The sequence below is a fragment of the Paenarthrobacter sp. 10N417 genome (genome assembly GCF_056394745.1).
The window spans coordinates 19,523-46,008 of sequence record NZ_JBFTIL010000001.1 but is presented as its reverse complement, the minus strand read 5'-3'; the positions used below and the strand labels follow the sequence as shown (position 1 = coordinate 46,008).

Genomic DNA, 26,486 nt, shown 5'->3' with positions numbered 1-26,486 from the left:
CTATTGGTCTTGGTGGGATGCGCCGATGGCCACGCCGGCCCCGGCGGGGAGCTCTTGGCAGGCGCGGAAACGCGTGAGCACGTCTGGATCATGGCCCGCGACGACGGTAAGTCCGCGCTGCCGCACTTCTTCCCGGATGAAGGCAAAGGCCTCGTACATGGCTGGCAGGTCACTGATTGCCGTAAAAGGCATGTCCCGCTCAAGCTCCTCGTAGAAATGGACAGCATCTGAGGCCAGCAGCACTTCGCCCTCCGAGGTGGGGACGTAGACAACTGCCTGCCCCGGCGTGTGGCCGCCGACTTCCACGAGCCTGAGTCCCGGCGCCGGTGATGTTTCGCCCGAGAATAGTTTCAGGCGCCCCTGGGCTTCTGCCAGGCGGAGCTGATCAATCTCGACGTCTTCTGAATAGAAGGAGAACTGGATGTGCCCAGCTGTGGCGGACGTCCAGAACTTGTATTCTGCTTCCGCCATATGTATCCGCGCGTTCGGGAACAGATCCAGGTTGCCAATGTGGTCATAGTGACCGTGGGTCACGATGACGTCATCAACACCGGCCGGGGCGATGCCCAGCAGGTTAAGTGCCTCGGCAGGGTGCAACAGCAGAGTGCGGCCACGTCGGCGGCCGGCATCTTCGCCAAAGCCGGTGTCCACGACAACGGTTCCTTCCGACCCTTGAAGGACCCAGAAGTAGTAGTCCACCGTGGTCGGGCCGTCGTCTTCCCCGTACAAGCGGTAGTTAAGGTAGATGTCGCTGCGTTCTGTGGCCCGGGTCCCGACGCGAACGGCGACAACCCGGTAGCCGCCGTCGTTCTTAGCCGGCGCCATTGCCGCCCTCGTGAACGGCCACGGAGGGTTCGATTCCGTCAGCGCCGACCACTCCGCGCCAAGCCTCGAAACCAGCTTGGAATGCTACGACGCCGGCTTCGGGGAGCGAAATCTCGATCGCTTCGAGGATTTCGGTCGGCGTGAGGCCAAGGTCGAGCGCTACGCGGATGTGGGACTGGATGTGGCCCTTTGACGCGCGCATGACGGTGAGGCTGACAATGAAGATGAGTTCCTTTGTCTTTCGGTCAAGGGTGCGCTCATCCAAGTAAGCGGCGGAAACGACATGGTTCGCCGCCTGAAGTACGGGAAAATCGTGCTTGGCCATGACCTTGTGGTAATCGAGCACGTACCCGCGCTTGCGCGCCATATCGTCGATGTAGGTCTGGGCCTCGGCCGTCTGGTCGTTGAGGTCAATGGTCATACTGGAGTCCTTCCGGATGGTGCGGCGATCAGCTGGCGCGCAGCGGTGTGCCGTTGAGTTTTTCGTAGTATCGGGCAAATTCGGTGTGGTCCGGGACGTCACTGTCCAGGATTTCCCGCGCTTTCTCGGCGGTTTCTTGCGCAGTGAGCACGATCGGTGCTTCAGCGGACTGCTTGGAAATGAGGTTCCTAGCAATCTTGAGGTCCTTGAGCATCAGGTCCATGGCAAAGCCGGAATCAAAACTGCCGGTCAGGATATGGCGGGGGTACTTGAACTCCGACGCCTGGCTGCGCCCCGTGGAGCCATTGATGACTTCCAACATCTTTTCCGGCGCAATACCAGCCGTCGCGGCAACTGTAAGGATTTCGGCGGCGGCGGCGAGGTTGGTGGCCGACAGCAGGTTGTTCAGTGCTTTTGCTGCGTGCCCCGTTCCCGGGGGCCCTACGTGAGTGATGGACTCACCAAGGTTACGAAGGTGCCGTTTGGCACGTTCGACGGCGGTGCTTTCGCCTCCAACCATGATGGCAAGCTTCCCGGTCAGGGCTTTTGCGACACCACCGGACACCGGTGCATCGACGTAATCAATGCCGAGAGCAGCGGCTTCAGCAGCGAGGGCGGCAGTGCTTTCGGGTTCGGAGGAACTCATGTCGATGATCAACGTTCCAGCTGCCAGTTGCCGAAGTAGTCCCGGACTGGTGCGCAGGACGGACTCAATGATCCGGCTGTTGGGGAGCATGAGGATCACGGTCCCCACGTGTGACGGGATGTTCTCCAGGTCCGGCAGTGCTGTGCCGTTCGTCGCCGCGGCTACCTCCGCGGCGACTGCAGGATTCGTGTCATATACGAACAGTTCGCGGCCGGGGGAGTAGTTGATGGCCATCGGCCGGCCCATGTTGCCGAGTCCTACAAACAGGGAAGCGTGAGTGTCGGCGATTACCATGTCGACGTTCCTCCATCGATGGTGAGTACAGATCCCGTGGCGAAGCTGGACTCTTTGGCGGCAAGCCAGACAATGGCTTCGGCTACTTCTTCCGGACGGCCCATGCGATGCATGGGCGAACGGCCGTTAAGGGCGTCTACGAGCTTTTGCGGTTCCTCTGACTCGGAGATCATTTTGTCGAAATAGGGCGAGTTGATGGTTCCTGGAGCGACGGCATTGACGCGAATGCCTTGATCCACGTGGTCAAGGGCCATGGCCCGGGTCAAGGCAGAGACCCCACCCTTCGAGGCCACATATGCGGCGCGATCGCGGATGCCAACGCTCGCGGTGTACGAGGAAGTGTTAACGATCCTGCCGTCACCGGTTTTCGCGAGTTCCGGGATGGCGTACTTTGAGCAGAGGTATACGCCCTTGAGGTTAACGGACATGAGGCGATCCCAGTTGTCCTCGTCAATTTCCAGGACGTTCCCGGGGAAACCGAATCCTGCATTGTTGCAGAGGACATCGATGCCCCCAAAGTTATCGACGACCGTCTTGATCATTGACTGGACGCTTGCTGAGTCGCTGACGTCGACGGTGACTGCAAGGGCCTTGGCGCCGGCCTCGTCGGCAACTTCCCGGGCAGCCGTTTCGTTCTTGTCGGCGATGACCACGTTGGCGTCAAGCTCAGCGAATCGGAGGGCAGCTGCCCTGCCGATACCGCTGCCGGCGCCGGTCACTATGACAGTTTGGTCGGTGAAATTCACGAGGCGCTTCCCTTAAGGTCAATGATCTGGCGGATGACTTTGCCTTCGCGGAGTTCATCCATGGCGTGGTTGATGTCGTCCAGAGCGATGGTGCCAGAGATGAGCTTTTCTACCGGCAGGACACCATCCAGGTACATCTGGGCATAGCGGGCTATGTCTTCGGAAGGAATACCGGAGCCCATGTAGGAGCCGATCAACTGCCGGGCTTCAACCACCAGGCTCAACGGCGAGATTTCCAGACGTGCTTCAGGGCGTGGAAGTCCGACTGTCACAGTTCGGCCACCTGGCTTGGTCAAGTCGATGGCTCCGGAAAGCGCGGCAGGGTTTCCCACGCACTCGATAACGGCGTCGAACTTCAGGCCGGCGGCTGCTGCGTCGGCTGGTGTATATGCAGCAGTTGCACCGATTTCCAGGGATGTTTCCAGTTTCGAGGGGAGCATGTCGATGGCAACAACTTCACCGGCACCAGCGGCTATGGCCACAAGTGCCGCGGCCAGGCCCACGCCACCCATACCGACGATGGCGACGGACTCACCTGCCCGAACTTTCGCTGCATTGATGACTGCGCCTCCACCCGTGAGGACGGCACATCCAAGGAGGGCCCCGACGTCGGCTGGTACTCCTTCGGGCAGTGGGACCACCGAGTGCTTGTCCACGACGGCATACTCGGCAAACGCCGATACCCCGCCGTGGTGGTCAAGGGGCTTGCCGTTAATGCGGAGACGCCGGTCGCCATGAAGCAGCGTTCCTTCCGCGTTGGCCTTGGTGCCCTCAAGGCAGAGTGCCCAACCGCTGGAGGTGCATGCAGCGCATTCACCACAGCGCGGCATGAAAGTCATCGTGACCCGCTGCCCGACCTTCAGATCGTCGCAGTCTTCCCCAAGCTCTTCTATGATGCCCGAGCCTTCGTGACCCAGGACCATCGGTACTGCGCAGACGCGTACACCACTGACGCGCGAGAGGTCTGAGTGGCACACTCCCGCGGCTTCCATTCGAATGAGTACTTCACCGCGGCCCGGGGCATCAAGGGTCAATTCAGCAACGTTGATGGGGGTTGTTTCCTCCCAGGGCGTGGGCGCCCCGATGGTTTCCAGAACCGCTCCTCTGAACTTCATCGTTCTACTCCAGTCCCCGCCGTCGCCGGCGGCATATTTCTCATGAGCTGCACTTCGCGCTAATCCAGTATTACAGTAATACTTGCGAGTGTGTCCAGTCCCACTATCGGCATTATCGCGTATGATGATGAAACCCTTTAGAAGGAATGCCATGACTATTGACGCTATCCGCAGGACAGCAGCGCCACTCCGTACGGAAGTGGTTAACGCGCTACGCCGCGCCATTGTTGCCCAGGAATTTGCTCCGGGCGACCGACTCGTTGAAACGGTAATGTGCGAGAAATACTCCGTGAGTCGGACCGTGATACGCGAAGCTCTAAGGCAGCTCGAGTCTGAGGGCCTCGTGACAATGGTTCCGAATCGGGGTCCCGAAGTTGCCACGCTCAGCATCCATGACGCGGAAAGTCTGTACGAAGTCCGCCGCGCCCTCGAATCCCTCGCTGGCAGTCTCTTCGCGGAGCGGGCAAGCGATTCGCAGTGCGCGGAGCTGGTCTCCCGATTGGGCGAAGTCAAAGCCGCAGTGGCTTCAGGAGACCCCGAAAAGCGTCTAGCCGCGAAGGATCGCTACTACGACGTTCTTCTGGACGGCACGGGAAATGCTGAGATCGCACGAATGTTGCGAAGCGTCAATGCGCGGACGCAGATGCTCCGAACGCTTTCCTTGGCGTCACCCGGCCGCGACGCCCGCACCATCGCTGAGATAACCCGGATCACGGCTGCGGCGGCCGTCAATCGCGATCCTGATGAAGCCCGTTCGGCGTGCGAAGAGCATGTTCGCAATGCTGCCGAAGCCGCCTTGGGGGAGATGCGTAAACTTCGGGCGAATTGATTCCGGCACCTTTCTGGCCCCGTTCCGTCCGATGGCGGAAGCGGGGCCTTTTTTGTTTCGTCGCGGTTGACGTGGGTCACACAGGGCCTCTAAGCTCATAAGACCGTAATACGGTCTTATGACCTCCAGCTCTAGCTGGTTCTCCAACTCTGCTTCGAAAGGTTGAGCGTAATGCGCGCATCATCCGCGACACTGGCGTCGCCGCCTTCACCGGCCAAGGTCGCCATGGCCAGCTTCATCGGCACCACTATTGAGTGGTATGACTACTACATCTTTGGTGCCGCCACAGTCTTGGTGCTGAACAGCCAGTTTTTCCCAACCTTGGACCCGTTCGCAGGCACGCTTGCCTCATTTGCCACCTTTGCGGTCGCTTTCATCGCCCGCCCTTTCGGTGGCGCCTTCTTTGGACATTTTGGTGACAAGATCGGCCGGAAGAAGATGCTCGTTTGGTCGGTGCTGGCGATGGGACTTGGCACGTTGGTCGTTGGCTTGCTACCCAACTACGCGACCATCGGTATCTGGGCTCCGATCCTGCTCGTCGTCTGCCGCTTCCTTCAGGGCTTCGCTGTCGGCGGTGAATGGGGAGGCGCCGTACTGATGTCTTTGGAGCACGCCCCAGCCAACAAGCGTGCATTCTTTGCCAGCTTCCCCCAGGCCGGCGTCCCGGCCGGCACGGTTCTCTCCAGCGGCACCTTTKCTCTTATTGCCCTCATGCCTCAGGACCAGCTTCTGTCCTGGGGTTGGCGGATTCCCTTTGTTGCCTCCATCTTGCTGGTCATCATTGGCCTATGGATCCGGCTCAAAGTCACCGAGTCTCCTGAGTTCCTGGAAATCCAGGAAAAGAACGAAGTCCCCAAGGTACCGGCGTTCGAGGTCTTCAAGCACCACAAGCGCTCACTCATGCACGGTATTCTCTGCGGGTTCGCTCCGAACTTTACGTTCTACATCGCAACCGTGTTCCTGGTCAGCTATGGCCCCAAACAGCTCGGCATCCCGTCAAGCACGATCTTCGTTGCGCTGATGATCGCCGCCTCACTTCAGGTATTCACGTTGCCCTTCTTCGCCACCTTCGCGGATAAGTACAGCCAGAAGAAGGTCCTGCTGACCGGCTGCGTCCTGGTGGGATTGGGTGCCTTTCCGGTCTTCGCTCTCTTCAGCACGGGAACCTTTTGGGGGATCCTTTTGGCCCTCGTGATCGCGCTTCCCATCCTTCATGGGGTCTCGTATGGTGTGATCTCAGGTTTCACGGCAGAACTCTTCCCCACGGAAGTGCGTTACACAGGGACGTCCCTCGCATATCAGCTCGGTGGCATCGTCACTTCCGCACCAGTGCCGATCATCGCGACCCTCCTGATTCAGCAGTATCAGTCCAGCAACGCGGTCGCTTGGTACATGGTCATCTCGGCAGCGCTGGGTTTCATCGCCATCGTCACTGCAAAAACAATTCGTGACAGCAGGGCCAACTCCGCCGTCCGCGTGGACGAACTAAGCATCTGAGTCGTATCGCGGTTGCAGGGCCGGGGCTATTGTCCGGGCCTCCCAACCGAGCACTGTGAGTCCGTCCCCGAACGCAGAAAGATATTTCATGAATTCAACTACCGGCACACCCCCTGCCATTTCGGAATTGTGGTTCACCCATCTAGCCAATGCAGTGCACGGTGATCGGGAGCTTCAGGTCATCGGCAGATACAGCAACTTCTGGATTGACGCCGTTTCGCCAGGCCATTGGCGGGTTGCCCTGAACTTCCACGGTTCCAGCCTCATTCCCACGCCCTGGAAAGACTTGCCGCTTGACCACATTGTCATTTCGGCCACACCAGTTGGCTGGGGACAGATCTTCGACCCCCAACCTAAACCGTTGCTGCATGACCTACTTGCGCTCGGAAAGAACAGCCCGGATGTAACGCTAGGCGGTTCCGACGTCGAACTCGTCCGCAACTTGAGGGTCCTCTCACGCCTCGTGGACCTCGGAAAGGCCCTCCATGTCCAGCACTGACACACCATTAGCCAGCATCGAAGATGTCGTTGGCCGCTACGTGAACCTGCGCTCGTCGGGCCGGGAGCAGCGCATTTACTTCGAAGAAGCCGGCACCGGACCTGTCCTGCTTTGCCTGCACACGGCGGGAGCGGATTCCCGACAGTTCCGGCACCTGCTTAATGATCCGGAGATCACCAGCCGATTCCGAGTGGTAGCGTTCGACCTTCCCTGGCACGGCCGGTCACTCCCACCCGAAGGGTGGTGGGAAGAAGAATATCTACTCACCGCCGATGCTTACGTCGCTATTGTCCGCGACTTTGCCGCCGCCCTGAACCTGGATCAACCGACAGTGATTGGTTGTTCCATGGCTGGGTCCCTCGTGCTCGAATTGGCTCGCAGGCACGCTGACGAAATCGGCGGAGTCATTGGCCTGTCAGGAGCGCTCAAGGTCAACGGGCGCTTCCAGGACTGGTCCCTGCGGCCGGATGTTAATGCCCAGCAATCTGTGCCCACCTGGACGTCGAGCCTCATGGCGCCGCAAAGCCCTGAGGTTTCCCGGCGAGAGGTTTGGTGGATCTACAGTCAAGGTGGCCCGGGGATTTACCGGGGTGACACCTACTTCTACTCTCAGGATCTGGACCTGAGGGGAAGGGGCCACGAGATCGACACCGAAGCCTGCCCCGTGTACCTTCTCACGGGCGAATACGATCACGCCTGCACTCCAGCCGACACCGCAGATGCCATCGCCGAAATTCCGGGGGCCAAGGGTGGCGCGATGAAGGACATCGGGCACTTCCCGATGGCCGAGAACTACCCGCTGTTCAAGACTCACCTGCTGCCGATCCTTGATGAGCTCCACCCAGAGGTCGTCAGTGATCTCGACCCATTTGCCTTGGAAGGAACCCACAATGTCTGAAACGGCCACTGTCACCCCCGAACTCGAGCGCCTTCTGCTCTCGACTGTTCCCACTGGATTGCTGATCAATGGCCAGTGGCGCGATGCCAGCGGTGGCGGTACGTTCGTCGTCGAAGACCCCGCAACCGGAAGGAAGCTTCTGGAGATCGCGGATGCTACCAGCGCCGATGCGATGGCAGCACTCGATGCTGCCGACGCCGTACAAGCGTCCTGGGCGCGGACGGCCCCTCGCGTCCGGGCGGAAATCCTGCGTCGCGGTTTTGAACTAGTCACCGAACGGGCCGAAGACTTTGCGCTGCTGATGACCCTGGAGATGGGTAAGCCTCTGGCTGAGGCACGCGGCGAAGTGACCTATGGCGCCGAGTTCCTGCGCTGGTTCTCAGAGGAGACCGTCCGCGATTACGGCCGGTACCTCACGTCCCCTGAGGGGAAGAACAAGATACTGGTCCAGCGCAAGCCCGTGGGGCCGTGCCTGCTGATCACACCGTGGAACTTCCCGCTGGCGATGGCCACTCGAAAGGTTGCTCCGGCCATTGCGGCCGGCTGCACCATGGTCCTCAAGCCAGCCAAGTTCACACCGCTGACGTCGCTGTTGTTCGCCCAGGTGATGCAGGAAGCAGGCCTGCCTGCCGGTGTGCTGAACGTCGTCGCTTCATCATCCGCGTCAGCGATCTCGGGGCCCCTGATTAAGGACTCGCGCCTTCGGAAGGTCTCCTTCACGGGTTCGACGCCGGTAGGCCGACGGCTACTTGCGGACGCGTCGCACAACGTGCTGCGCACCTCGATGGAGTTGGGCGGCAATGCTCCGTTCATCGTGTTCGAGGACGCCGACGTGGACGAGGCTGTACAAGGCGCGATGGCAGCGAAGATGCGCAACATGGGCGAAGCCTGCACCGCAGCCAACCGTTTCCTCGTCCACGAGACAGTGGCCGGCGAATTCACCTCGAAGTTCGCTGCGGCCATGGGTTCACTGACGCTGGGCCGAGGCACTGACCCGGGCACCGCCGTCGGCCCCATCATCGACGGCGGCGCCCGCAAGGACATCCACGCTCTTGTCACCGAAGCAGTAGAGCAGGGCGCCACTGTGGCAACCGGCGGGGCACCGCGCGACGGCGCGGGCTACTTCTATCCGCCCACCGTTCTGGCCAACGTCCCGCACGATGCAACGATCCTGGCCAGCGAGATCTTTGGTCCCGTTGCTCCGGTCGCGACTTTCCAAACCGAGGAAGAAGCCATCCGACTCGCGAATGCATCGGAGTACGGGTTGGCGTCGTATCTCTTCACCCGCGACCACGCCCGAATGTTACGGGTCGCCGAGCAGATCGAGTTCGGCATGGTCGGATTCAACAGCGGCATGATCTCCAACGCTGCGGCTCCGTTCGGTGGCGTCAAGCAGTCCGGACTCGGCCGGGAAGGTGGCGCCGAAGGCCTCGCCGAATACACCACTGCGCAGTACATCGCCATCCCCGACCCGTACGCAGTCTAAACGCGATGTCCTCGCGCTGATAAGCGCTGATCGTCGCCCTCACGCTGGCCCCCGCCCTTTGCTCGCAACAGGGGCGGGGGCCATTCCATGCCTAAGAAAGTCGTCGGAATGGCTTTGTTGGTGTCAGTGGCAGCCACAGGATGTGCGCAGTACGAGTTCGCTGGGGAAGATCTTGGTTTGGGTTTCGCTTCCAGCCGGGGGGGCCAGGAGGGCTTCCAGGGCGGTCCGAGGTCCTTCACGGGCCGGGCGACTGTACTAAGCCGGGGCCAAGTGTATTCGGATTCGGGTGAGCCATCAAAAGCTAAAACCGCGAGGTCTTCCAGTACTCGCAGGCCAGCTTCGTGGAGGGCGCACAGCAGCACACTGCCTGTTGGTCCGAACTGACGAAGACGGACGTGGGCCGCTCCGCGACCCACGCAGCCCAATCAGGGCGACCGCTGGATCAAAAGCACTCTCACCCTCGTGCGGACGGGGGACCCCGCAACCAAGGGCCGGAGAGGCGGACTGGAATGCCGATCAACGGGAAGTGCGTCACAGATATGGCCGAAATGTGCCCTTGAGCGAGGTGTCGATCGGTTAGCGTCGGCTTAAGGGAATTAGGTATTAGGTGTGATCCAAATACCTTAGAAGAATGGCGGGTTTGTGAGGTGATGTCAAGCCGCTGCGCTCGGCCTTCGGCTCCGACACTTAGAAGCCCTTGACACCTGAAACTGTGTCATGTTTCATAGTTTGCAGGCCAATGGACCATATCTAGGACCATTACGCCAAGGATGGGCTACCTATTCACTGCGATCTCTGTCGCACCTTTAGGCTGCCGTCCTTTCTCACTACTCTCCTTGGGAGCATCCAGATGAAGAAGCACTTCCTTGCCGCCGTCGCTGTGACGATCGGGGCTCTCGCCCTGACCGCATGTGGTGGCAACGCAAACTCGAGCTCGTCCAGCAGCGCCTCCGGCTTCGGAGACTGCAAAGTCACTGGCCAGCCGGACAGCATCAAGCTCAAAACTCAAAAGCCCGATGTCCTGACGGTCGCCGTCGTTCTGCCAAACCCTGGATGGTCCAATGGCACTAGCCCCGATTCGGTCAAGAGCGGATTTGAATACTGCATGGCCGCAGATATCGCCCACCGTGCCGGCCTCAAATCAGTTCAACTGAAAAACTTTGCATGGGATCAGTTCATCTCCGGAACGGCATCCGGCTACGACATTGGACTGGCAACAGTGACAATTACCGATAAGCGCAAGGAAGTTTTTGACTTCTCGCGGAGGTATTTTTCCTCAAACCTTGGCATAGCGACCAAGAAGGATTCAAAAGTCACGGCCGACACCCTCCGTGACTCGAAGATCGCAGTCCTCCAGGGCAACGTAGGCGCACAGTGGGTGGCAGAAGTGCTCAAGCCCACCAAGTCCGCAGCAGTCTTCCAATCCGCTGCGGACATCTTCACTGCGCTCAGTGCCGGACAGGTCGACGCAGTCGTTACCGACACAACAATCGCCCTGACCAGCGTGAAAGAGACAGGGGGTGCTCTCGCCGTAACGGGTCAGATAGCTCTCGATCAGGGCTACGGCGTTGTGCTACCGCGCAACTCGGAGAATACCGCGGCTGTCGACAAGGCCGTCGGCGACCTGGATTCTGACGGGACACTGAAGTCTCTAGCCGCTGACTACCTTCAGCCCACGTTCGGAGTTGACCCTAATTCCGTCCCGTTCTGGGTCGTCAAGTGACGTCGATTGCTGCCTCGCCTCTAGCGGCGGCGCCACGTCTCAGCCCTCCGCCAAGGAGTCTCGCTCTTTCGGCGGCGGCTGCAGTTTTCGCCCTGTTCATCGTACTTTCAGTCGCGGCACTCGGTGCCGCCGCGATGAATGGCTCCGAAGAAGGCACCACCACGTATGTTGTCGGCTGGCTCTTGAGTACTGTCGGCGTATTGTCGGCAGCTGCCGTGTTGTGGATCGCGGTGCGGTCCTTGCGCCGGTCTCTCCGTGCTTCCAAGGAAGTGCGTGAAGGACGGATTCTCGACGCCCGGGCGAGTGGCGCAGCATCCCTGCATGATGCGACCTTCACCTTCGGGCTGGGCATTGCAGTCCTCATCGTCATCACAGGTGCGGTGCTGCTCACCGTAAACGAAGCCATCATCCAGAGGACTTTCCTGCGCTGGGACTTCATGGCTGAAAGCGTAGGTGACATCTTCGCAGCCTTCGGCCTGAACATTTGGATTGCGGTCATCACCGAGATCTTCGTTCTTACTTTCGGTCTGCTGCTGGCAGTAGCTCGCCTTGCCCCCGGAAATGCCTGGCGGCCTGTTCGGGCCATTGCCATCGCCTACATCGATTGCCTGCGCGCAGTGCCGGCGATTATCGTCATCTACTTGGTAGGTTTCGGCTTGCCTCTGCTGCAGCTTCCAGTATTGTCCGATCTGCCGCCGGAATGGTTCGCGATCATCGCGCTGACTCTGACTTTCAGCGCCTATACCGCCGAGACCTATAGGGCGGGCATAGAAGCAATCCATCCGTCCCAGTGGTCCGCTTCCCGTTCGCTCGGCTTCTCGTTCGGCAAGACGCTCCGATTTGTTATCTTGCCCCAAGCCGTGCGGGGCGTGGTCCCGCCGCTGCTTAGCTTGTTCATTTCTCTTCAGAAGGACACTTCGCTGGTAAACATTATTGGCACCATGGATGCGTTCAACCAGGCCAAATTCTATTCATCGGCGAACTTCAACCTCTCGTCAGTAACAGTTGTCGCCGTACTCTTCATTCTGATCACTATCCCGCAAACCCGCTTCGTTGATTGGATGCTGGCGCGAGGCGTTACCCGCCGCGGACGAAAGGGAGGTAAATAATGTCGTTCATTGAGTTGGCCGGCCTGCATAAAAGTTACGGCGCCCACACCGTGCTGCAAGGCATCGACCTCCAGGTCGAGCGCCATCAGGTCGTCACGTTGATTGGTGCCTCCGGATCGGGCAAATCGACCTTGCTGCGCTGCATTAATGCTCTGGAGCCGATAGATACAGGCGAGATCCGCATTGACGGAGACGTGGTCAGTGGCCCCGGGGTGAACGTCAATAGTCTGCGCCGGGCGGTAGGAATGGTATTCCAGTCATTCAACCTCTTCCCGCACATGAGCGTATTGGATAACGTTGCCCTTGGTCCGATCAAGCTCCTGGGACTTCGCCCTGATGTAGCGCGTGAACGCGCCTACGCACTCCTCGAGCGGGTCAACCTCGGAAACCGCTCGAGCTATTTCCCGGAACAACTTTCCGGGGGCCAGCAGCAGCGTGTAGCGATTATGCGAACACTCGCGATGGAGCCCAAAGCTGTGCTTCTGGACGAAATCACCTCCGCACTTGACCCAGAGCTAGTCGCTGAGGTTCTCAACATAGTTCGTGAGCTCGCGGCAGATGGGATGACGATGATGCTGGCGACACATGAAATGCACTTCGCGCGCGAAGTTTCTGACCTTGTCGTCTTTTTGGAACAAGGACGCCTCTTGGAACAAGGCCCTCCCGAACAGGTGTTCGGCGACCCCGTGCAGCCACGGACGCGCGAATTCCTTCGCCAGATTGTGGAGGCCGGGCGCCTCTAAACCCTGGATCGACCCACGACACACGCTTCAACCGGCCGGAGGGTTAGTCCGGCACTCGCGGGAGAGCATTCCACAAGTTCCCAGGTCTTTCCATGACTCGAAAACTGAAACATAAAGCTGCCCGGCAGGCTTCCTCACAAGAGGAGGCCAGCCGGGCCATCTTCGTGAATTGGATGCAGAGGCCATGCTGGCTGATTGCAGCCAGCATGGCGTCAAGACCGTTACTGTTCGCCGCGTTGCTGCCAAAGTCGCGGCCCGCACTCTATGGCAACTCTCACGGTTGTAAGGTCGTCCAGCTGCTCTGCACTTCCAAGCATGCTGCGGCGCCATTCTGCAGCGGCTGGCTCCTGCGCTGGCAAAGTTGCCGCCGGTCTCTCTGGCCGGACGACAATGTAGCCATAGCGGGGCTGCCTTATGACTCCGGATGTGGCTGCAAATGATTGTGATGGCCTTGGTGGGAGTGGGAACCGGATCCTTCAGGAGCCGGCTAGTTGCCCTAGTCCACAGCGCGGCGCCTACCTGCCAGACGGGAGCATCGACGCCACAGCCAGCATTGTCAGGCAGGTGGGCTCAGCAGTAGCCATGACCGGCCCGATGAAAGCATCGGCAACCTCTCAGACGCTGAAGCGACGGCACGCCTTGGAGATGTCCCAGGCCTTCCAACTCGGCGTTTAGTGGGAGTGTTTGGGAATCGCTGCCGAGAATGTAGCTGAAGGCATGTTAACCGCACGCCAGGATCCACACCTCCCGGATTCCGGCGGAGCGACGGCGCATGCTTCGACTTTCCATATACTTCGGCTGCCGGGACGTCGGGCCGGGGATCCTCAGCAGGACAGTTCCAGGCACTGGGGAGGTGCTGGCGTTGTCCCAAGACCGCTTATTGATCCCCGATTCACCGTTTGGTTTCCGGAATGTGACGCGTTGCCCCGGCGCCGGCGCGTCCAGATTTGGCCCTGGCGATGCTCGAAGATCAAAGGTTTCGTTTATTGCATCGTCCTCTTGAGGAGTCGTAGGAACATCAGGTCGGACGATGTGATTGAGACGCCGTTGCCTGCCATCATCATAAGGTGTATGGTACACACCTAATACCTTGTCTAATTTAGCTAAACAGAGCGTCCAACAATGCGGTCGGCCGGAGCAGGAGTAGCTCCTCCTGGCTGGCGTCTTGCAGGTCCACCCGGAGAGCCGCTGTTGTGACAAACCGCCGCGTGCCGACAAAGGCACGTTGAAAGGACTTCAGTGGGAACGATCTATACGGCAGAAACGCTGATCACGGCTGACCATGGAGGAGTCTCCATTGAGTCTTTCCACGGCTCAGGGATTCTTGTGGACGGCAGCAAGATCATTGCGCTGGCGCCTCTGGGCGACTTGGTCGACGAAGGCCATTCCTTACGCGATTTCGGGCCGGGGTCCACGATCCTTCCCGGGCTAATAGACACACACGTCCACTTGGCCTTGGACGGGAGTCCGGACCCGCTGACCGCATTTAACAATTCAGATGACCGCCAAAAATTCGCATGCATGTTGAAAAACGCCCGGGAGTTGCTCAGCGCTGGTGTGACGACGGCGCGTGATCTGGGCGCGCCTGATCTCTTGGACCAGGCAGCGAAGAGGGCAATTGATTCAGGCAACGCTAGGGGCCCCCGCCTCTTGACGGTCACGGCGCCTCTGACCATCACGGGGGGTCATTGCTGGTTCTTCGGTGGTGAGTGTGAAGGTGTGGAGGAAGTCCGGCGCAAGGTCAGAGCCGCCCGGCGTGACGGGGCAGACTGCATAAAGATTATGTCGACCGGTGGAGACCTGACTCCCGGAACGATGCCCTCGCAGCCTCAGTTCACGCTTGAGGAGCTGCGGGCCATCGTCGAGGAAGCACATCGCTATGGCCTTATGGTCACGGCGCATGCCCACGGCGAAGAAGGTATCCGTCGCGCCATCGAAGCTGGAGTGGACAGCTTGGAGCATTTCAGCTTCCGGATGGCGGACGGATCGCGGCAGGAACGTCCCGAACTTATTCAGTTGGCGGCGAGCCGTGGCGTTTTCGTCTGCTCAACCCTGAACATCGCGTGGTTCACCGTCATGGATGGCAGCGAATTTGTGCCGTTCGACATGATGCGTAAGTTCGTGGACCAAGGCATCCGGATTGTTGCCGGTACGGATGCCGGTATCGGTCACGCGAGCCATCTTGAATATGTGGCTGGCCTGGAGGGCATGGCGGCACTGGGCATGACCAATGATGAGGTGCTGCTGGCGGCCACGGCTTCTGCGGCGACTTCCTTGGGTTTGAAAGGTGTGACAGGGGCCTTGTCCCCGGGCCATGACGCGGATCTCGTTGCCATCATGGGTGACCCCCGCAGGAACCTTGCCTCTCTTCGAAACGTGATGGGGGTCGTGACAAGGGGCGCCGAGTATCATCCCGAATTTACGTCCACAAGGTCATGGAACGATGCGGTTGTTGCGCCGAAGTACCACCCGCAGTCCTAGCGCATGACCTGCCCGGTTACACGTCCCAGCTGAATCAGGAGGTTCAGTTGGGACACTGGCGTACCGCCAGCCACCGCCATCTGTTGCCCGACAGTGGATTCTACGGCTCGTCATGAGTGAATCTGTTGGTCGAGACTGCCATCCTATTTAGGCGGTGGGGTAGAGGCGGGAAGTCTCGAAGCTGTATGGATCCATGCCTAGAAGAATCCCTATACTGTCTTGATCGAAGGATGGCAGCGGAGGACTGGTCAGAATCGTCCTAGACAGTAAGGCACTGCGATGGCGCTGCCAGGGTGGCGGCGGGCACTGCCCAGGACGGCTTAGCGCGGTTCCCCCTGCCCCGCTCTGCTATTCGATCAGGGGACGGTAGTGGAAACTATTTGCGTCCGCTTTCGATGACTCGGCGGATCTCTTGCCGTGTGTGCTCAATGTGATCCTGCATCGCTTGATGTGCGCGTGAGGGATCACCGTCCCGTATGGCTTCGAACACGAGCTTGTGTTGCAGTTGATCATCTTCCATTGGATCGGGGTGGTCCAACATGTCCGCGGGGCTGAATAATTCACTGCGGGCGTGCCGGACCGCGTTTTCCAGCCTTTTGCTCCCTGCCGCCTTGGCAACTGCATCGTGGAAGGAAGCATCCGCCAACCGGAACTCGGTGTGGTTGGTAGCGGCGGCTTGCTGGTGAATCGCGGCGAGCATAGCTTCCAAGTCGGCTGATGTCCGACGCGATGCTGCCAAGCTAGCCGCGTGGCACTCTACGGCAACTCTCATCGTTGTGAGATCGTCCAGCTCATCTTCGCGTTCGAGCATGTTCCGGCGCCATTCGGCGAGCGGTTGGCTTAGGGCCGTAACGAAGTTACCGCCGCTCTTGCCCCGGCGGGCCACGATGTAGCCCTCTTCCTGAAGCTGTTTGAAGGCCTCCCGCAAACTTACTCTTGCCACGCCGAGAGATTCTGCGAGCTGCCGCTCAGGAGGGAGCCTGTCACCCGGGCCCAGTTCGCCGCGATGTATCAAGCCTTTGACGTATTCGGCCACGCCTTGGGGAACAGAGACGGAAGTTACTTGATCGGACATAGGTCCCAGCTTAAGGCCAAAGGGTGTCCTTTTGGTGGAGGTAGCCCAGACTTCAGCAAATTTTTTGTTTGCCTGCAACTCGTTGAGATCGCCGAGCACCTCCTCCACGGATTGCCGGCGGCGGTCCGGCGTCGGCCCATCGTCCTTCCGGAAGGACCTCGGACCATGGATTGCAGCAGTGGTCACCTCGGTCTTGTGGATGCCATCCTCTCCCAGAGGGTCATGGAAAAGGCCAGTTGTGACCCTACTCACTGCTTCCGGCGATAGTGGTGGCGTCGATGACGAAACGGTATCGGACATCAGAATCGATGACTCGTCGGTAAGCGTCGTTGACGTCCCGGGCTGAGATAACCTCCACCTCCGCGCCGATGGCGTGTTCGGCGCAGAAGTCGAGCATTTCCTGGGTTTCAGAAATGCCCCCAATGGCCGAGCCGGCAAACGAGCGGCGGTTGCGGAGCAACGAAAAGACGTTGACGGGCAAGGGCTGAGCTGGGGCTCCTACGTTTACCAAAGTTCCCTTGAACGCCAGCATCCCGAGGTACGCGTCAATGTCGATCGGTGCGCTGACGGTGTTGAGGATAAGGTCGAAGACTCCGCTTAGCTCTTTGAAGGTCTCCGGGTCGCTGGTTGCCTTGTAAGTGGTTGCTCCAAAACGATGCCCATCCTCTTGCTTGGCGAGTGACTGGGACAGGACTGTGACTTCGGCACCTAGGGCGGCCGCAATCTTGATGGCCACGTGCCCCAGGCCGCCCATGCCAACAACGGCCACTTTCCGCCCAGCGCCCGCTCCCCAGTGGCGCAACGGCGAGTATGTGGTGATGCCCGCACAGAGCAGTGGCGCAGCCACGTCAAGGGCTAGCGCGTCCGGGATTCGAAGTACGAATGCCTCTGTCACTACAACGTGAGTGGAGTAACCGCCCTGTGTGATACTCCCGTCGCGGTCAATGGAACCATACGTGCCGACGCCACCGTTCAGGCAGTACTGCTCCTGACCCGCGAGACAGTGCGCACATTCGCGGCAGGAATCGACCAAGCATCCGACGCCCACTCTGTCGCCGACGGCGTACCGGGTCACGTCGGAGCCCTTGCCCGCAACGATGCCGGCTATCTCGTGGCCGGGGCAGAGTGGATACTTCTGGGCTCCCCAGTCGCCCCGAACCGTGTGAATGTCCGAACGGCAAATGCCGGCGTACTTGATTTCGATCAGGACGTCGCTAGGCCCAGGCTCCCGTCGTTCCACAGTGGTGAGAATGAGTGGTTCGCCGGGGCCGGCGGCGGAATAAGCAGGTACGGTGTGCAAAGTGGCTCCAGTTCGGGGAGGATGGGGCGGGCTGGTTCTTAGAGCAGGATTCCGGTGTATTTGGTTTCCTGGCAGGCCTCGAGGCCGTCAGTGCCCCCGTGCCCGTGGAGTCCGGATTGGTTTTTTCCACCGAGGGGCGGAGGGGCCGGCTGCAAGCCGGCGGTGGTGCGGTCATGCCGGCGTCGAGAGCGTCTGCCACCCGTCTCGAAGGTGTAAATCCCTGCGACGGGGCCAAGATTTTTTCGGTGCGGACATCCGCATTGGCGGGGATATCGGTCAGGACGGTGGCCGGGAAGTAGTTGCCGGGCTCTCAATCTGCACGGAACGATTGAAGACGGCCGCGAATGGTCGAAGGCCGGACGCTGTCCAGTCGCTCTGCGGGGCGGATGAAGCCCGCAATCTTGCTCATGATGTTAGGCCTCCTGGCATTCGAAGTTGGGAGTCGTCAGGGGAAGGAGCGTTAGCTCCGCCTCCTTTTTCAGTGCGGTGAAGAGGGGTTGCCCCAGTTCGGCCTCAGGCAGGTTTGCCTCCGGGTGCCACTGGATACCAAGTACCCAGTTTTCTCCGGTGAGTTCGATGGCTTCGGCGAGTCCGTCGTCGGCGTGGGCTGTGACGCGCAGGCCGTCACCGAGGACATTGATGGCTTGATGGTGGAATGACGCGACCTTAATCCGGGCTGCGCCTACAAAGACGGCTGAAACCCGGCTTTCGGCCTCCAGTTCAGCCTCGTGAACCGCAAAATCCATGGTGTTGTTATGGCGCAATTCGTAGTGGGAGACGCTGCTGGGACGCAGGTCGGTGTGCAGGGAACCGCCACGGGCAACGTTCAATAACTGCATCCCGCGGCAGCTGCCCAACACAGGCAGGCCGTTGTCGAGGCCGAATCGGATGGCAGCCATGTCAATGCGGTCTTGTTCCGGGTCGACCCCGAACAGGGTCGGATCATCGTCCGCCCCGCCGAATAGAACAGGGTTGACATCTCCGCCGCCAGGCAGAACGAATCCGTGGCAGCAGGCGAACCTCTCCATGAGTTCCTCGTCGGTTCCAGGGCCGATGATGACAGGTTCGGCGCCGGATTCGAGAATCAGGGCGACTACTGAGTCAAAAGCCTTTTCTGCCTCTTGCATGGCCGGGTCAGTCGACCCGCAACCCAAGCGGGAGAGCCGGGCTGTAATGCCGATTCTCGGGCGAGTTGGTTCTGTCATGGTCAAGGTGTTCTCCTCAGGCGTTTAGCGAGCAATGAATTGGCTGCAGTCTTCTTATACTTAGGGTATGAGGTCTACACCACATACCTTAAAAGAATGGTCCTCACCCGGAGCACATGTCAAGGCGGGCGGCCATGTCTCCGGCGAGCGTGTGTCGAGCTTGACTGGGATGGTGTAGTTGAGGGGTCTTTCGGCCCAAAGCTCCGCCGGCGTTCATCCAGGGCAGGGCTGATGGCGCGGTCAACGCTCTGACAGTTCCTGGCCATGGCCCATCGGGATGCGCCAGAACAGGTGGTTTGATGCCACCAACGGCATCAAACCACCTGCTCTCGTGGCCAAACCGGATCATGATGAAGAGGTTCAGCTACTAGCTGGGAATTGGTTTGAACGCAGTTTCTTTCATGGTTGCGTAAAAGATGACTGAGATGACCATCAAACCGGTGAGGTACCACGGGAATGCAAGGGGCGCTCCCCAAGCGACAAACTGAGTGCCGACCAGTGGAGTGGTGCCGCCCACGAGGCCCACAGTGGCGGCGTATGGGAAGCCCAGTCCTGCGGCGCGAAACTTCTTCGGGAACATTTCAGCGAACGTCGGTGCCGCCGTTACGGCGATCAGAGCAAGGGTACTCATGGCGATCGTCTGGAGGATAACCAGGGTAATGAGCTGGTCGTTGAGCAGCGCCAGGGCGGGTACGGTGCCGGCGGTTAGTAGGACACCTGCTGTCAGCAGAATGGGCTTACGGCCGAAGCGGTCGGTCAGTCGGCCGATCCCGATGGAAGCGACGCCGACTATGGACACTGCTATTGCCAATGAAACGAGCCCGTACTTGGGGTCCAGGCCCTTATACGTCGCCGCGTAAGTCGGCATGTAGTTTCCCCATGCGTAGGTCATCGCCGTGTAGCCGATCGTCAGGCCAACGACCTTCAGGGTCGCTTTCGGATGCTGACGGATGGCGTCGAAGATCCCCAGCGGCTCGTACTTGGCAGGCTCGGTGTCGATTGTCTCTGCCATTCCGCGCCGAATCCAGATACCGGCAAAGGACAGCATGGCGCCGAACATGAAGATGGCACGCCATCCCCAGCTGGTCATGTCTGCCGGTGAGAGCGTCCATGTCGCGAGGGCGACAAGAAGCGTGACCAGAATTTGACCGGCGCACGCGACGGCGTAGATCACGCCCGAAATGAATCCGCGGCGTCCTTCGGGAGCGACTTCCATGGAGAAAGCAGTCACCGCGCCGAACTCTCCACCGATGCAGATCCCTTGGACCACTCGGGCAAGAATCAGGATGATGGGCGCCATTATGCCGATCTGGGCGTACGTTGGGGTCAGCCCGATCACGAGGGCTGCGCCGCCCATGCCGTAAACGGTCAGCATGAGGGCAAATCTGCGTCCGAGGCGGTCCGCGATCTTTCCGATGACCAGACCCGAAATCGGACGCACAAGGAAGCCTATGGCCATGATTCCGAAAGTGGCAATCAAGGCAGCCATCGGATCCGTATCCGCTGGGAAAAATTGCTTTGCAAAGTAGACCGCCAGAAAGACGTACGCGTTCCAGTCGAAGAACTCGATGAGGTTTCCAACGGCGGCGGCGGCGAGCTGGCGCCGCGGGATGGAGCCTGCAGTAACTGGTGGCCTGGCCGCGGTTGATGGAGCTTGGGTCACGATGACTCCTATGGGGTGGGATGCTGCGTCTTAGAACGGAGAAAAGTCCCTGAGATTTGGGGACCAGGGGGTGAACGTGGACTGAGGCCCATGGGGTGTGCGCATTAGGCTTGTGGTTCACACCTAATACCTTTAGGCATTAGGAATATGACACAGCACACACCCTTTGGTTGTCAAGGTCTCAACCAAACGTGAAGTGAGGCCGCTAGGCAGGATTTAGGCGCTAGCGGCTCCCAGGCGTGTGGCGAACCGTTCGCCCGACACCGCCGCGGTAGTAATGGCAGGACCGTTCGCCGAGCAAAGCGACTTCGGCATGGTCGGATCCAGCACCGGCATCTATTTCCAACGCAGCGGCTCCGTTCGTCGGCGTGAAGATGCTGATTTACTTCTGTAGGGCCCTTCCACGGTCGAACCGCCTGGTGGAGGTTTTGCGAGTCAATTCACGGTCTGGTCCCGGAAGAAAGAGAAGCGTAGCGTCTGATATGTCAATGAATACGGTGGCCGCAGTCGGGCCGGAGCTCGCATCGATTGCCGCATAAAAACCCTTTCGAAGGGATCGGACATGGCGGGATGGAATGCAGAAACTGCGGCAGGGCCGTTGGGGAGCGCGGCGGTCACATTAGTGGAAGGATCGTCCTTCTGCATCTCCTCGTCCAACGGCGACATCCTGCCGGGCTACCCCCAGGGAGTTTTTGTTCAAGACACGCGGATTCTGTCCAACTGGGCCCTGACTATCAACGGCCAATCGCTTGAACCACTGTCAGCGGAGACGAAGGAACCCTACCGGGCACTTTTTATCGGCCGTGTTCCCCGTTCAGACGGCTATGCAGACAGCCCGCTAATTGTTGAGCGGCTACGCGAAGTAGGTGCTGGGCTCTTGGAGCAGATCACCGTTCGGAATTATTCGGTAAGTCCAGTCGAATGTCTGATCCGCCTCAGCGTTGAGGCTGATTTCGCCGATGTGTTCGAAGTGAAGGAAGCCAAGATCGAGCGGCGTTGGGACGAAAGTCGACGACCGAACAGTGATTCACTCACCATTCAGGCACTCTGGGAGGAGGTCAGCAAAGGGGTTGTTATTACGGCCATTGGTGCTCAGGTGGAGGCGGATGCTCTGACATACCGGACGGTGGTGGGGCCAGCGAGCGACTGGAAAGCTGTACTGAGCGTAGTGCCGTCTGGTGACCGAGCCGATCACGTGGAACCGTTCATGCATCCGGACCTCCGCGGACCGTCACCCAGCGATCTGCGCCGCCGGGGGTGGGTGGCCAAAATTCCAGTGTTGCAGATGGGTAACCATTCCATCGAGCGGACCTTGCGACGCAGCTACGACGATTTGGGGGCCTTGCAGATCGAGGATCCGGATCATCCGGAGCGTGTGGTTGTAGCCGCAGGGGCGCCATGGTTCATGACCTTGTTTGGCCGGGACTCGCTTTGGACGTCTCTAATGGCGCTTCCCGTTGACCCATCCCTGGCCTTGGGCACCCTGCAAACGCTGGCTGACCGCCAAGGCAGGGTGGTGGACCCGGTTACCGAGGAGGAGCCCGGCAAGATCCTCCACGAGGTCAGGCTTGATGTCTCCAGCGGGCTGGCTTTGGGTGGCAAGTCCGCCTACTACGGCAGCGTCGACGCGACACCGCTGTTCGTGATGATGCTCGGGGCGGTGAGCCGCTGGGGGTTTTCCCCGGATACCACCGCTGCTCTGCTACCCCATGCCGACCGTGCGTTAGCTTGGATCCGGGACTACGGGGACAAAGACGGCGACGGATTTGTCGAGTACGCGCGCCTCAACGATCAGGGCCTAATCAACCAGGGTTGGAAGGATTCGTGGGATGGCATAAATTTTGCCGACGGTACCCTGGCGGAGCCACCGATGGCGTTATGCGAAGTGCAAGCCTATGTCTACGGCGCGTATGTTTCACGGGCCTGGATGGCGTACGACGTCGGTGACGAGTCGCTGGGGGCCGAACTCATGGACCGCGCGGAGCGGCTAAAGAAGCAGTTCAATGAGCAGTTCTGGCTGCCAGAGCGTGGCTACTACGCCATCGCACTGGACCGCGACAAGCGTCCGGTCGATGCGTGCGCGTCCAACATGGGTCATTGTCTTTGGTTTGGCATCGTCGACGACGACAAGGCGCCGTTGGTGGTTGAAAGACTAATGTCTCCAGAAATGTTCAGCGGTTGGGGAGTCCGGACTCTGGCCAGCGACATGGGAGCCTACAACCCCGCGAGCTATCACAACGGTTCAGTCTGGCCCCATGACAACGCCATCATTGTCATGGGCCTAGTACGTTACGGCTTCGTTGAGCAGGCACAACGTATTGCCACCGCCTTGCTGGAGGGCGCCGAGTACTCCAACGGACGGCTGCCCGAGCTTTTCTGCGGCTTTGATAGGGGACAGGTGGCGCAGCCCGTGCCCTATCCCACTGCTTGTTCGCCGCAGGCATGGGCAGCAACTGCTCCGATCGCGCTGGTGACGAGCCTGATGCGATACGACGCGCACGTTTCCCGTGGAGGCTTGTGGCTGGATCCGGCGCTCCCGGAGTCCTTTGGCCGACTACATATCACCAATGCCCCGACGGGCCGCGGACCCGTCACTATCGATGTCTTCGGGTCCGAATGCACAGTGAGCGGACTGGCCGAGGGCTTGACACTCCACCGTGGGCACCGGCCATGGATGACTGAGCTTGTGGATCAAGCCAGGCAGCACTCGAAACGGATGCCAGGGGGCTAGATAAGGCTAAGGAGCAGGTTCAGAGTGCCCATGAGGTTGTCGCGTTTGTACTTCATGGTTTCGCGCCTAGAACGCCGACGGCTTTGAGGCCGGCCCGGCCCATGAGCCACCAGTCCGGCGCCACGGCACTCGGAGCGATGCCTCGAATTCAATAGAACCCATTGGCGCTGTCGTGAATCGCTTTGCCTCCGATAGATGAACGTGGGCAACGGTCTGGCATGACAAGCTGGCGTTGCGATCAGTAGCCAGTAACCTTACGTAGGTGCGAGGTTCCTCATCATGGTCTTGTCTCGTCCTTCATGGGACGGGGTACTTCGTAGCCGGCGTCTACGTTTGGCCAGCCGATCACCGTGATGAGGCGCAGCGACGAAGCGAAATGACGACAAGTGCACCGAAAACTCCTAGCCGCCGGCGTCCCGATTGATTGCACGTCTTTGAAGCAATGCCTCATGCAAGCTTCGGGGGTCACACACTGGGGGATCTGGAATTACGAGCTGAAACATGCGGCTGGGTTCCTAGCTCCGGGGGCTTGCGCGGCTGGGAACTGCGGGAGCGCTGGACCGGACGGTGCATCCTTATAGGACCGACCTCCGCTGAACTCCACCTGGGCAAATCCTCACTCGATCCAGTGAACCCGCGGTTGGCTGACCAGCGCATCGGGCTTCCGATGTGGCACACGAGTTGCTGATCTCCGTCATGTACTTCAGGACGTGCGCGCCATGAAGGATATGAAAGGAGGTGAATCGATTTGATGGAAATTGCTGCGTTGTTGCCCATCGGGAACATGGTGCTTTCGCCCGAACTTTCATGGCCAGTTACGGCCTCGGGAGTGGTCGCGACAGGGCAAAAAAGAAGTGTGAACAATGTCCACACTTTCCGCCCCGGATTGGCCCGTACAGCCATCGGACTGGCCCGGATTCCGTATGTTTCCGCAACTTCCCAGAGTTCGCAAAGCCTGGAATCCCGTTCGAGTCCCACCTCGGGCACTGTATTGTCGCAGGTCAGGGGCCTATATGGCCCCTGACTGTTGACAAAACCCCCAAATCTGTTGATACGGATCTAGCATTTTTATGTGGCTAGTATCCGGAAACGCGTCAAAAAGGACGGCTCTTCGTCCTTCATGGTGGTCTGGCGCGACCCCAAGATCCGGAAACAACAGGGCATCACTGTCGACTCCGCGCATGAGGCTGGAACTCTGAAACGGTTGCTCGATGCGAACGGACAGTCTTTCGAAATCGCCCAGCAAGCACTGCTGGACAACAGGGCGAAAATTCCGACTGTCGGCGAAGTGATCCAGGAACACATCGACCTGCTGGTGCGGCCCTCGAGCGGGACCGTGAAGACCTATCAGACCATGCTCGACCTTCATGTGAAGAAGGTCATCGGGCACGTGCCTGTAGACAAGCTGGATTACCGGATGATCGCCTACTGGGTGAAGTCGATGATGGCCAAAGGCCGCTCACCGAAAACGATCAGAATGTCCATGGGTTGATCTCCGCGTCGATGAACACAGCAGGAGATGCTGGGGTACATCACGCGCAATCCCTGCCGAGGTGTGCAGTTGCCGAGCGTTGAGAAGGCTGAGGAGGAGATGATGTTCCTCACCCGAGCAGAGTTCGGACTGATCATGGACGGCCGTAAACCATGGCCCTGCTCTGGCTCGGACGGCACTGGGAGCCACCCGATCGCAGACATGGGGAACGAGCGGTCTCGGCTTCATCGCAAATTCGCGATGTGACACAATTCCGACAGACTGCATGTGAAGAACCGGACCGGCAATCTTCCGGACATAACGATGATCAGTTCGGGGCATGGAAAGGGTCCGAATCATCGTCCGGCAGATGCCGAAGGAGTCACCAATGTCCTTCGGCCGGAGCGGGGACTTCTTGAAGGCCGGATGACATTTCCAAGGTCATAGCAATTGTTAATATTCGCTCTTCCACAGTGGCGTTTGGCGCTGCTGCTACCTTCAGACCGCGAAACCCTGTCTCTTCTTCCGGTCCTGCAGCGAGGAGGCATTCCTGGATTCGCTCGGCTGTCATCAGGGACGTGGGCTCCAGCAGTCCGTCCAACGGTCCGAGTGAACTCGTCTCCGTGCCTGAACCGGATCCGGCAGGAGCCGGGGGGACATGGACGTCGGCCCATGCAGGCCCGAAGCGTGTGTCTGCGTCGGCGCAGCCGGAAAGAACGACTCCTGCCAGCAATCCGGCATCGCGGAGGTACGTGATGTGGTCAAGTGCGGCCTCCGGTCTCCGCTGCTCGATGACTGAACGTCCCCAATTGATGGACATGCCCAAAGCACCGCCTGAGGATTTGGCGCGATGAACCGCTTCGGTTTCAGCTTCCAGTGTCAGGAAGCCCTTGGAAGGTGTTTGGCCAGCGATATAAGCGTCACAGTGTTCGAGGACGACGCGTGCTCCCTGCCAGTCCCAGGAGCAGATCTCGGCCAAGGATTCGCTCAAGGCGGTGACTGAGGCTTTGCCGCTGGAGGCCACAGGGGCTGAGTGGATTTCCACCGCGATTACGGCCGGGCGTCCAACACGTGAATTCAGCCTGGTCACGGCCTGCAGGGCTTCATGCACGAATCCGATGGCCGCCCGGCGGCCCGTTGCTGAGGTGGAGGCCAAGCCGAATGCCGGGTCCGCTCCGAGCCTGGCCATGGTTCCGGGGATGGTTGTCACGACATAGTCTGCATGTTCGGGAAGCTGCCGGAGGAACCAATCTTCGTCGTCTTTATGAAGGGCTCCGGTGAACGGAACTTCCAGGCCAGCGACGCCTTGCAGCGCCAGAACAGATTTCAGGAATGTTCCTTCGGCGACCGGGTCCCACGCAATCAGGCTTGGTGCAGCTGCATACGCTCCGATGAAGAAAGCATTTTGTTCGTAGTGTTGAGGCATTGTCGCTCCACGTTCTTGACCGGACTAGGGGTGGTGTGACGAGCTGAATTGGGGGTGTTTACTGCAGGTAGCGGTACGCGCTACATGATGCTGCGGCAATCAAGCAGCCGCGGCGGTGCCGTGCGGCGAAGCACGGTTGCCGCACGGGACCCATCTTGAAGACTGCCTGGCCGCCGCAGCCAAGGCATACCAACTGATGCCGACGGCGCGCCTGCCAGGACAGATCTTTCGCCCCGTATTCGAAGGCGTCCCAGTCCATTCCGTCCACCAAACTCAGGGCGCGTCTCACTGCTGGCGCCAGGA

At 59.7% G+C, this 26,486-nt stretch carries 22 protein-coding genes; 11 read left to right on the top strand and 11 right to left on the bottom strand.

Annotated elements, in window-relative coordinates:
- From AC1DCM_RS00185 to AC1DCM_RS00165, 5 genes are read right to left on the bottom strand one after another with little or no spacing between them, the layout of a single operon-like run.
- Complete coding sequence (locus AC1DCM_RS00185; protein ID WP_442017938.1) at positions 1 to 825, bottom strand: N-acyl homoserine lactonase family protein; 825 nt, start codon at positions 823 to 825, stop codon at positions 1 to 3.
- Entirely contained in the window at positions 812 to 1,246 is a 435-nt protein-coding gene (locus AC1DCM_RS00180) for a carboxymuconolactone decarboxylase family protein (RefSeq protein WP_477516945.1), read from the bottom strand. Before AC1DCM_RS00180 ends, AC1DCM_RS00185 begins: the two co-directional genes overlap by 14 nt.
- Before the next feature lie 28 nt (positions 1,247 to 1,274).
- Complete coding sequence (locus AC1DCM_RS00175) at positions 1,275 to 2,186, bottom strand: NAD(P)-dependent oxidoreductase (protein ID WP_477516944.1); 912 nt, start codon at positions 2,184 to 2,186, stop codon at positions 1,275 to 1,277.
- A complete protein-coding gene (locus AC1DCM_RS00170; RefSeq protein WP_477516943.1) occupies positions 2,180 to 2,932 on the bottom strand; it encodes an SDR family oxidoreductase in 753 nt (250 codons plus the stop codon). The genes AC1DCM_RS00175 and AC1DCM_RS00170 overlap by 7 nt, the downstream gene beginning before the upstream one ends.
- On the bottom strand, positions 2,929 to 4,047 hold the full coding sequence (locus AC1DCM_RS00165) for an alcohol dehydrogenase catalytic domain-containing protein (protein WP_477516942.1): 1,119 nt from the start codon (positions 4,045 to 4,047) through the stop codon (positions 2,929 to 2,931). The genes AC1DCM_RS00170 and AC1DCM_RS00165 overlap by 4 nt, the downstream gene beginning before the upstream one ends.
- A gap of 151 nt (positions 4,048 to 4,198) precedes the next feature.
- Between AC1DCM_RS00165 and AC1DCM_RS00160 the strand changes: the two genes are divergently transcribed.
- The 5 genes from AC1DCM_RS00160 (at position 4,199) to AC1DCM_RS00140 (ending at position 9,256) form a co-directional block, all read left to right on the top strand.
- Positions 4,199 to 4,876 carry a GntR family transcriptional regulator gene (locus AC1DCM_RS00160; RefSeq protein ID WP_442017943.1) on the top strand — a complete coding sequence of 226 codons (678 nt, stop codon included), beginning with the start codon at positions 4,199 to 4,201 and terminating at the stop codon, positions 4,874 to 4,876.
- A 171-nt stretch (positions 4,877 to 5,047) separates the two neighbouring features.
- Complete coding sequence (locus tag AC1DCM_RS00155; RefSeq protein ID WP_477516941.1) at positions 5,048 to 6,373, top strand: MFS transporter; 1,326 nt, start codon at positions 5,048 to 5,050, stop codon at positions 6,371 to 6,373.
- Positions 6,374 to 6,461: 88 nt separating this feature from the next.
- Complete coding sequence (locus AC1DCM_RS00150; protein ID WP_477516940.1) at positions 6,462 to 6,872, top strand: hypothetical protein; 411 nt, start codon at positions 6,462 to 6,464, stop codon at positions 6,870 to 6,872.
- Complete coding sequence (locus tag AC1DCM_RS00145; RefSeq protein ID WP_477516939.1) at positions 6,859 to 7,770, top strand: alpha/beta fold hydrolase; 912 nt, start codon at positions 6,859 to 6,861, stop codon at positions 7,768 to 7,770. Before AC1DCM_RS00150 ends, AC1DCM_RS00145 begins: the two co-directional genes overlap by 14 nt.
- Complete coding sequence (locus tag AC1DCM_RS00140) at positions 7,763 to 9,256, top strand: NAD-dependent succinate-semialdehyde dehydrogenase (RefSeq protein WP_477516938.1); 1,494 nt, start codon at positions 7,763 to 7,765, stop codon at positions 9,254 to 9,256. Before AC1DCM_RS00145 ends, AC1DCM_RS00140 begins: the two co-directional genes overlap by 8 nt.
- Here the strand turns inward: AC1DCM_RS00140 and AC1DCM_RS00135 are convergent.
- Positions 9,253 to 9,618 (bottom strand): substrate-binding domain-containing protein, encoded by a 366-nt coding sequence (locus tag AC1DCM_RS00135; protein ID WP_477517156.1) that lies wholly within the window; start codon positions 9,616 to 9,618, stop codon positions 9,253 to 9,255. The two genes, AC1DCM_RS00140 and AC1DCM_RS00135, sit on opposite strands and share 4 nt — an antisense overlap.
- 488 nt (positions 9,619 to 10,106) lie before the next feature.
- On the opposite strand from AC1DCM_RS00135, the gene AC1DCM_RS00130 reads away from it, so the two are divergent.
- From AC1DCM_RS00130 to AC1DCM_RS00115, 4 genes are all read left to right on the top strand, one after another.
- Positions 10,107 to 10,979 (top strand): ABC transporter substrate-binding protein, encoded by an 873-nt coding sequence (locus AC1DCM_RS00130; protein ID WP_477516937.1) that lies wholly within the window; start codon positions 10,107 to 10,109, stop codon positions 10,977 to 10,979.
- Positions 10,976 to 12,088 carry an amino acid ABC transporter permease gene (locus AC1DCM_RS00125; protein ID WP_477516936.1) on the top strand — a complete coding sequence of 371 codons (1,113 nt, stop codon included), beginning with the start codon at positions 10,976 to 10,978 and terminating at the stop codon, positions 12,086 to 12,088. Before AC1DCM_RS00130 ends, AC1DCM_RS00125 begins: the two co-directional genes overlap by 4 nt.
- Positions 12,088 to 12,831: an amino acid ABC transporter ATP-binding protein gene (locus AC1DCM_RS00120; RefSeq protein WP_442017951.1), complete on the top strand. Its 744-nt coding sequence runs from the start codon at positions 12,088 to 12,090 to the stop codon at positions 12,829 to 12,831. The genes AC1DCM_RS00125 and AC1DCM_RS00120 overlap by 1 nt, the downstream gene beginning before the upstream one ends.
- A gap of 1,239 nt (positions 12,832 to 14,070) precedes the next feature.
- Positions 14,071 to 15,312: a metal-dependent hydrolase family protein gene (locus AC1DCM_RS00115; RefSeq protein WP_477516935.1), complete on the top strand. Its 1,242-nt coding sequence runs from the start codon at positions 14,071 to 14,073 to the stop codon at positions 15,310 to 15,312.
- Positions 15,313 to 15,688: 376 nt separating this feature from the next.
- Here the strand turns inward: AC1DCM_RS00115 and AC1DCM_RS00110 are convergent, their stop codons facing one another.
- The 4 genes from AC1DCM_RS00110 to AC1DCM_RS00095 form a co-directional block, all read right to left on the bottom strand.
- Positions 15,689 to 16,639 carry a FadR/GntR family transcriptional regulator gene (locus AC1DCM_RS00110; RefSeq protein WP_477516934.1) on the bottom strand — a complete coding sequence of 317 codons (951 nt, stop codon included), beginning with the start codon at positions 16,637 to 16,639 and terminating at the stop codon, positions 15,689 to 15,691.
- The gene (locus AC1DCM_RS00105; protein ID WP_477516933.1) at positions 16,632 to 17,687 is read right to left on the bottom strand and encodes an NAD(P)-dependent alcohol dehydrogenase; all 1,056 of its coding nucleotides are present in this window, start codon (positions 17,685 to 17,687) and stop codon (positions 16,632 to 16,634) included. Before AC1DCM_RS00105 ends, AC1DCM_RS00110 begins: the two co-directional genes overlap by 8 nt.
- A gap of 413 nt (positions 17,688 to 18,100) precedes the next feature.
- Positions 18,101 to 18,892, bottom strand: coding sequence for a gamma-glutamyl-gamma-aminobutyrate hydrolase family protein (locus tag AC1DCM_RS00100; protein WP_477516932.1), 792 nt, complete (start codon positions 18,890 to 18,892; stop codon positions 18,101 to 18,103).
- Between the two features lie 367 nt (positions 18,893 to 19,259).
- Positions 19,260 to 20,555 carry an MFS transporter gene (locus tag AC1DCM_RS00095; protein ID WP_477516931.1) on the bottom strand — a complete coding sequence of 432 codons (1,296 nt, stop codon included), beginning with the start codon at positions 20,553 to 20,555 and terminating at the stop codon, positions 19,260 to 19,262.
- A 562-nt stretch (positions 20,556 to 21,117) separates the two neighbouring features.
- Between AC1DCM_RS00095 and AC1DCM_RS00090 the strand changes: the two genes are divergently transcribed.
- Together AC1DCM_RS00090 and AC1DCM_RS00085 are read left to right on the top strand one after the other, a co-directional pair.
- The gene (locus AC1DCM_RS00090; RefSeq protein WP_477516930.1) at positions 21,118 to 23,286 is read left to right on the top strand and encodes an amylo-alpha-1,6-glucosidase; all 2,169 of its coding nucleotides are present in this window, start codon (positions 21,118 to 21,120) and stop codon (positions 23,284 to 23,286) included.
- A gap of 1,072 nt (positions 23,287 to 24,358) precedes the next feature.
- Entirely contained in the window at positions 24,359 to 24,778 is a 420-nt protein-coding gene (locus tag AC1DCM_RS00085) for a hypothetical protein (protein ID WP_477516929.1), read from the top strand.
- A gap of 361 nt (positions 24,779 to 25,139) precedes the next feature.
- Here AC1DCM_RS00085 and AC1DCM_RS00080 read toward each other — a convergent pair whose 3' ends face one another.
- On the bottom strand, positions 25,140 to 26,183 hold the full coding sequence (locus tag AC1DCM_RS00080; protein ID WP_477516928.1) for a DUF4862 family protein: 1,044 nt from the start codon (positions 26,181 to 26,183) through the stop codon (positions 25,140 to 25,142).
- Positions 26,184 to 26,486: the final 303 nt, after the last annotated feature.

Bases quoted from the DNA above. Each gene is read 5' to 3' on its own strand.
- AC1DCM_RS00185 (WP_442017938.1), bottom strand. From the start codon at position 825: ATGGCGCCGGCTAAGAACGACGGCGGCTACCGGGTTGTCGCCGTTCGC.
- AC1DCM_RS00180 (WP_477516945.1), bottom strand. From the start codon at position 1,246: ATGACCATTGACCTCAACGACCAGACGGCCGAGGCCCAGACCTACATC.
- AC1DCM_RS00175 (WP_477516944.1), bottom strand. From the start codon at position 2,186: ATGGTAATCGCCGACACTCACGCTTCCCTGTTTGTAGGACTCGGCAAC.
- AC1DCM_RS00165 (WP_477516942.1), bottom strand. From the start codon at position 4,047: ATGAAGTTCAGAGGAGCGGTTCTGGAAACCATCGGGGCGCCCACGCCC.
- AC1DCM_RS00160 (WP_442017943.1), top strand. From the start codon at position 4,199: ATGACTATTGACGCTATCCGCAGGACAGCAGCGCCACTCCGTACGGAA.
- AC1DCM_RS00150 (WP_477516940.1), top strand. From the start codon at position 6,462: ATGAATTCAACTACCGGCACACCCCCTGCCATTTCGGAATTGTGGTTC.
- AC1DCM_RS00145 (WP_477516939.1), top strand. From the start codon at position 6,859: ATGTCCAGCACTGACACACCATTAGCCAGCATCGAAGATGTCGTTGGC.
- AC1DCM_RS00140 (WP_477516938.1), top strand. From the start codon at position 7,763: ATGTCTGAAACGGCCACTGTCACCCCCGAACTCGAGCGCCTTCTGCTC.
- AC1DCM_RS00130 (WP_477516937.1), top strand. From the start codon at position 10,107: ATGAAGAAGCACTTCCTTGCCGCCGTCGCTGTGACGATCGGGGCTCTC.
- AC1DCM_RS00120 (WP_442017951.1), top strand. From the start codon at position 12,088: ATGTCGTTCATTGAGTTGGCCGGCCTGCATAAAAGTTACGGCGCCCAC.
- AC1DCM_RS00100 (WP_477516932.1), bottom strand. From the start codon at position 18,892: ATGACAGAACCAACTCGCCCGAGAATCGGCATTACAGCCCGGCTCTCC.
- AC1DCM_RS00090 (WP_477516930.1), top strand. From the start codon at position 21,118: ATGGCGGGATGGAATGCAGAAACTGCGGCAGGGCCGTTGGGGAGCGCG.
- AC1DCM_RS00080 (WP_477516928.1), bottom strand. From the start codon at position 26,183: ATGCCTCAACACTACGAACAAAATGCTTTCTTCATCGGAGCGTATGCA.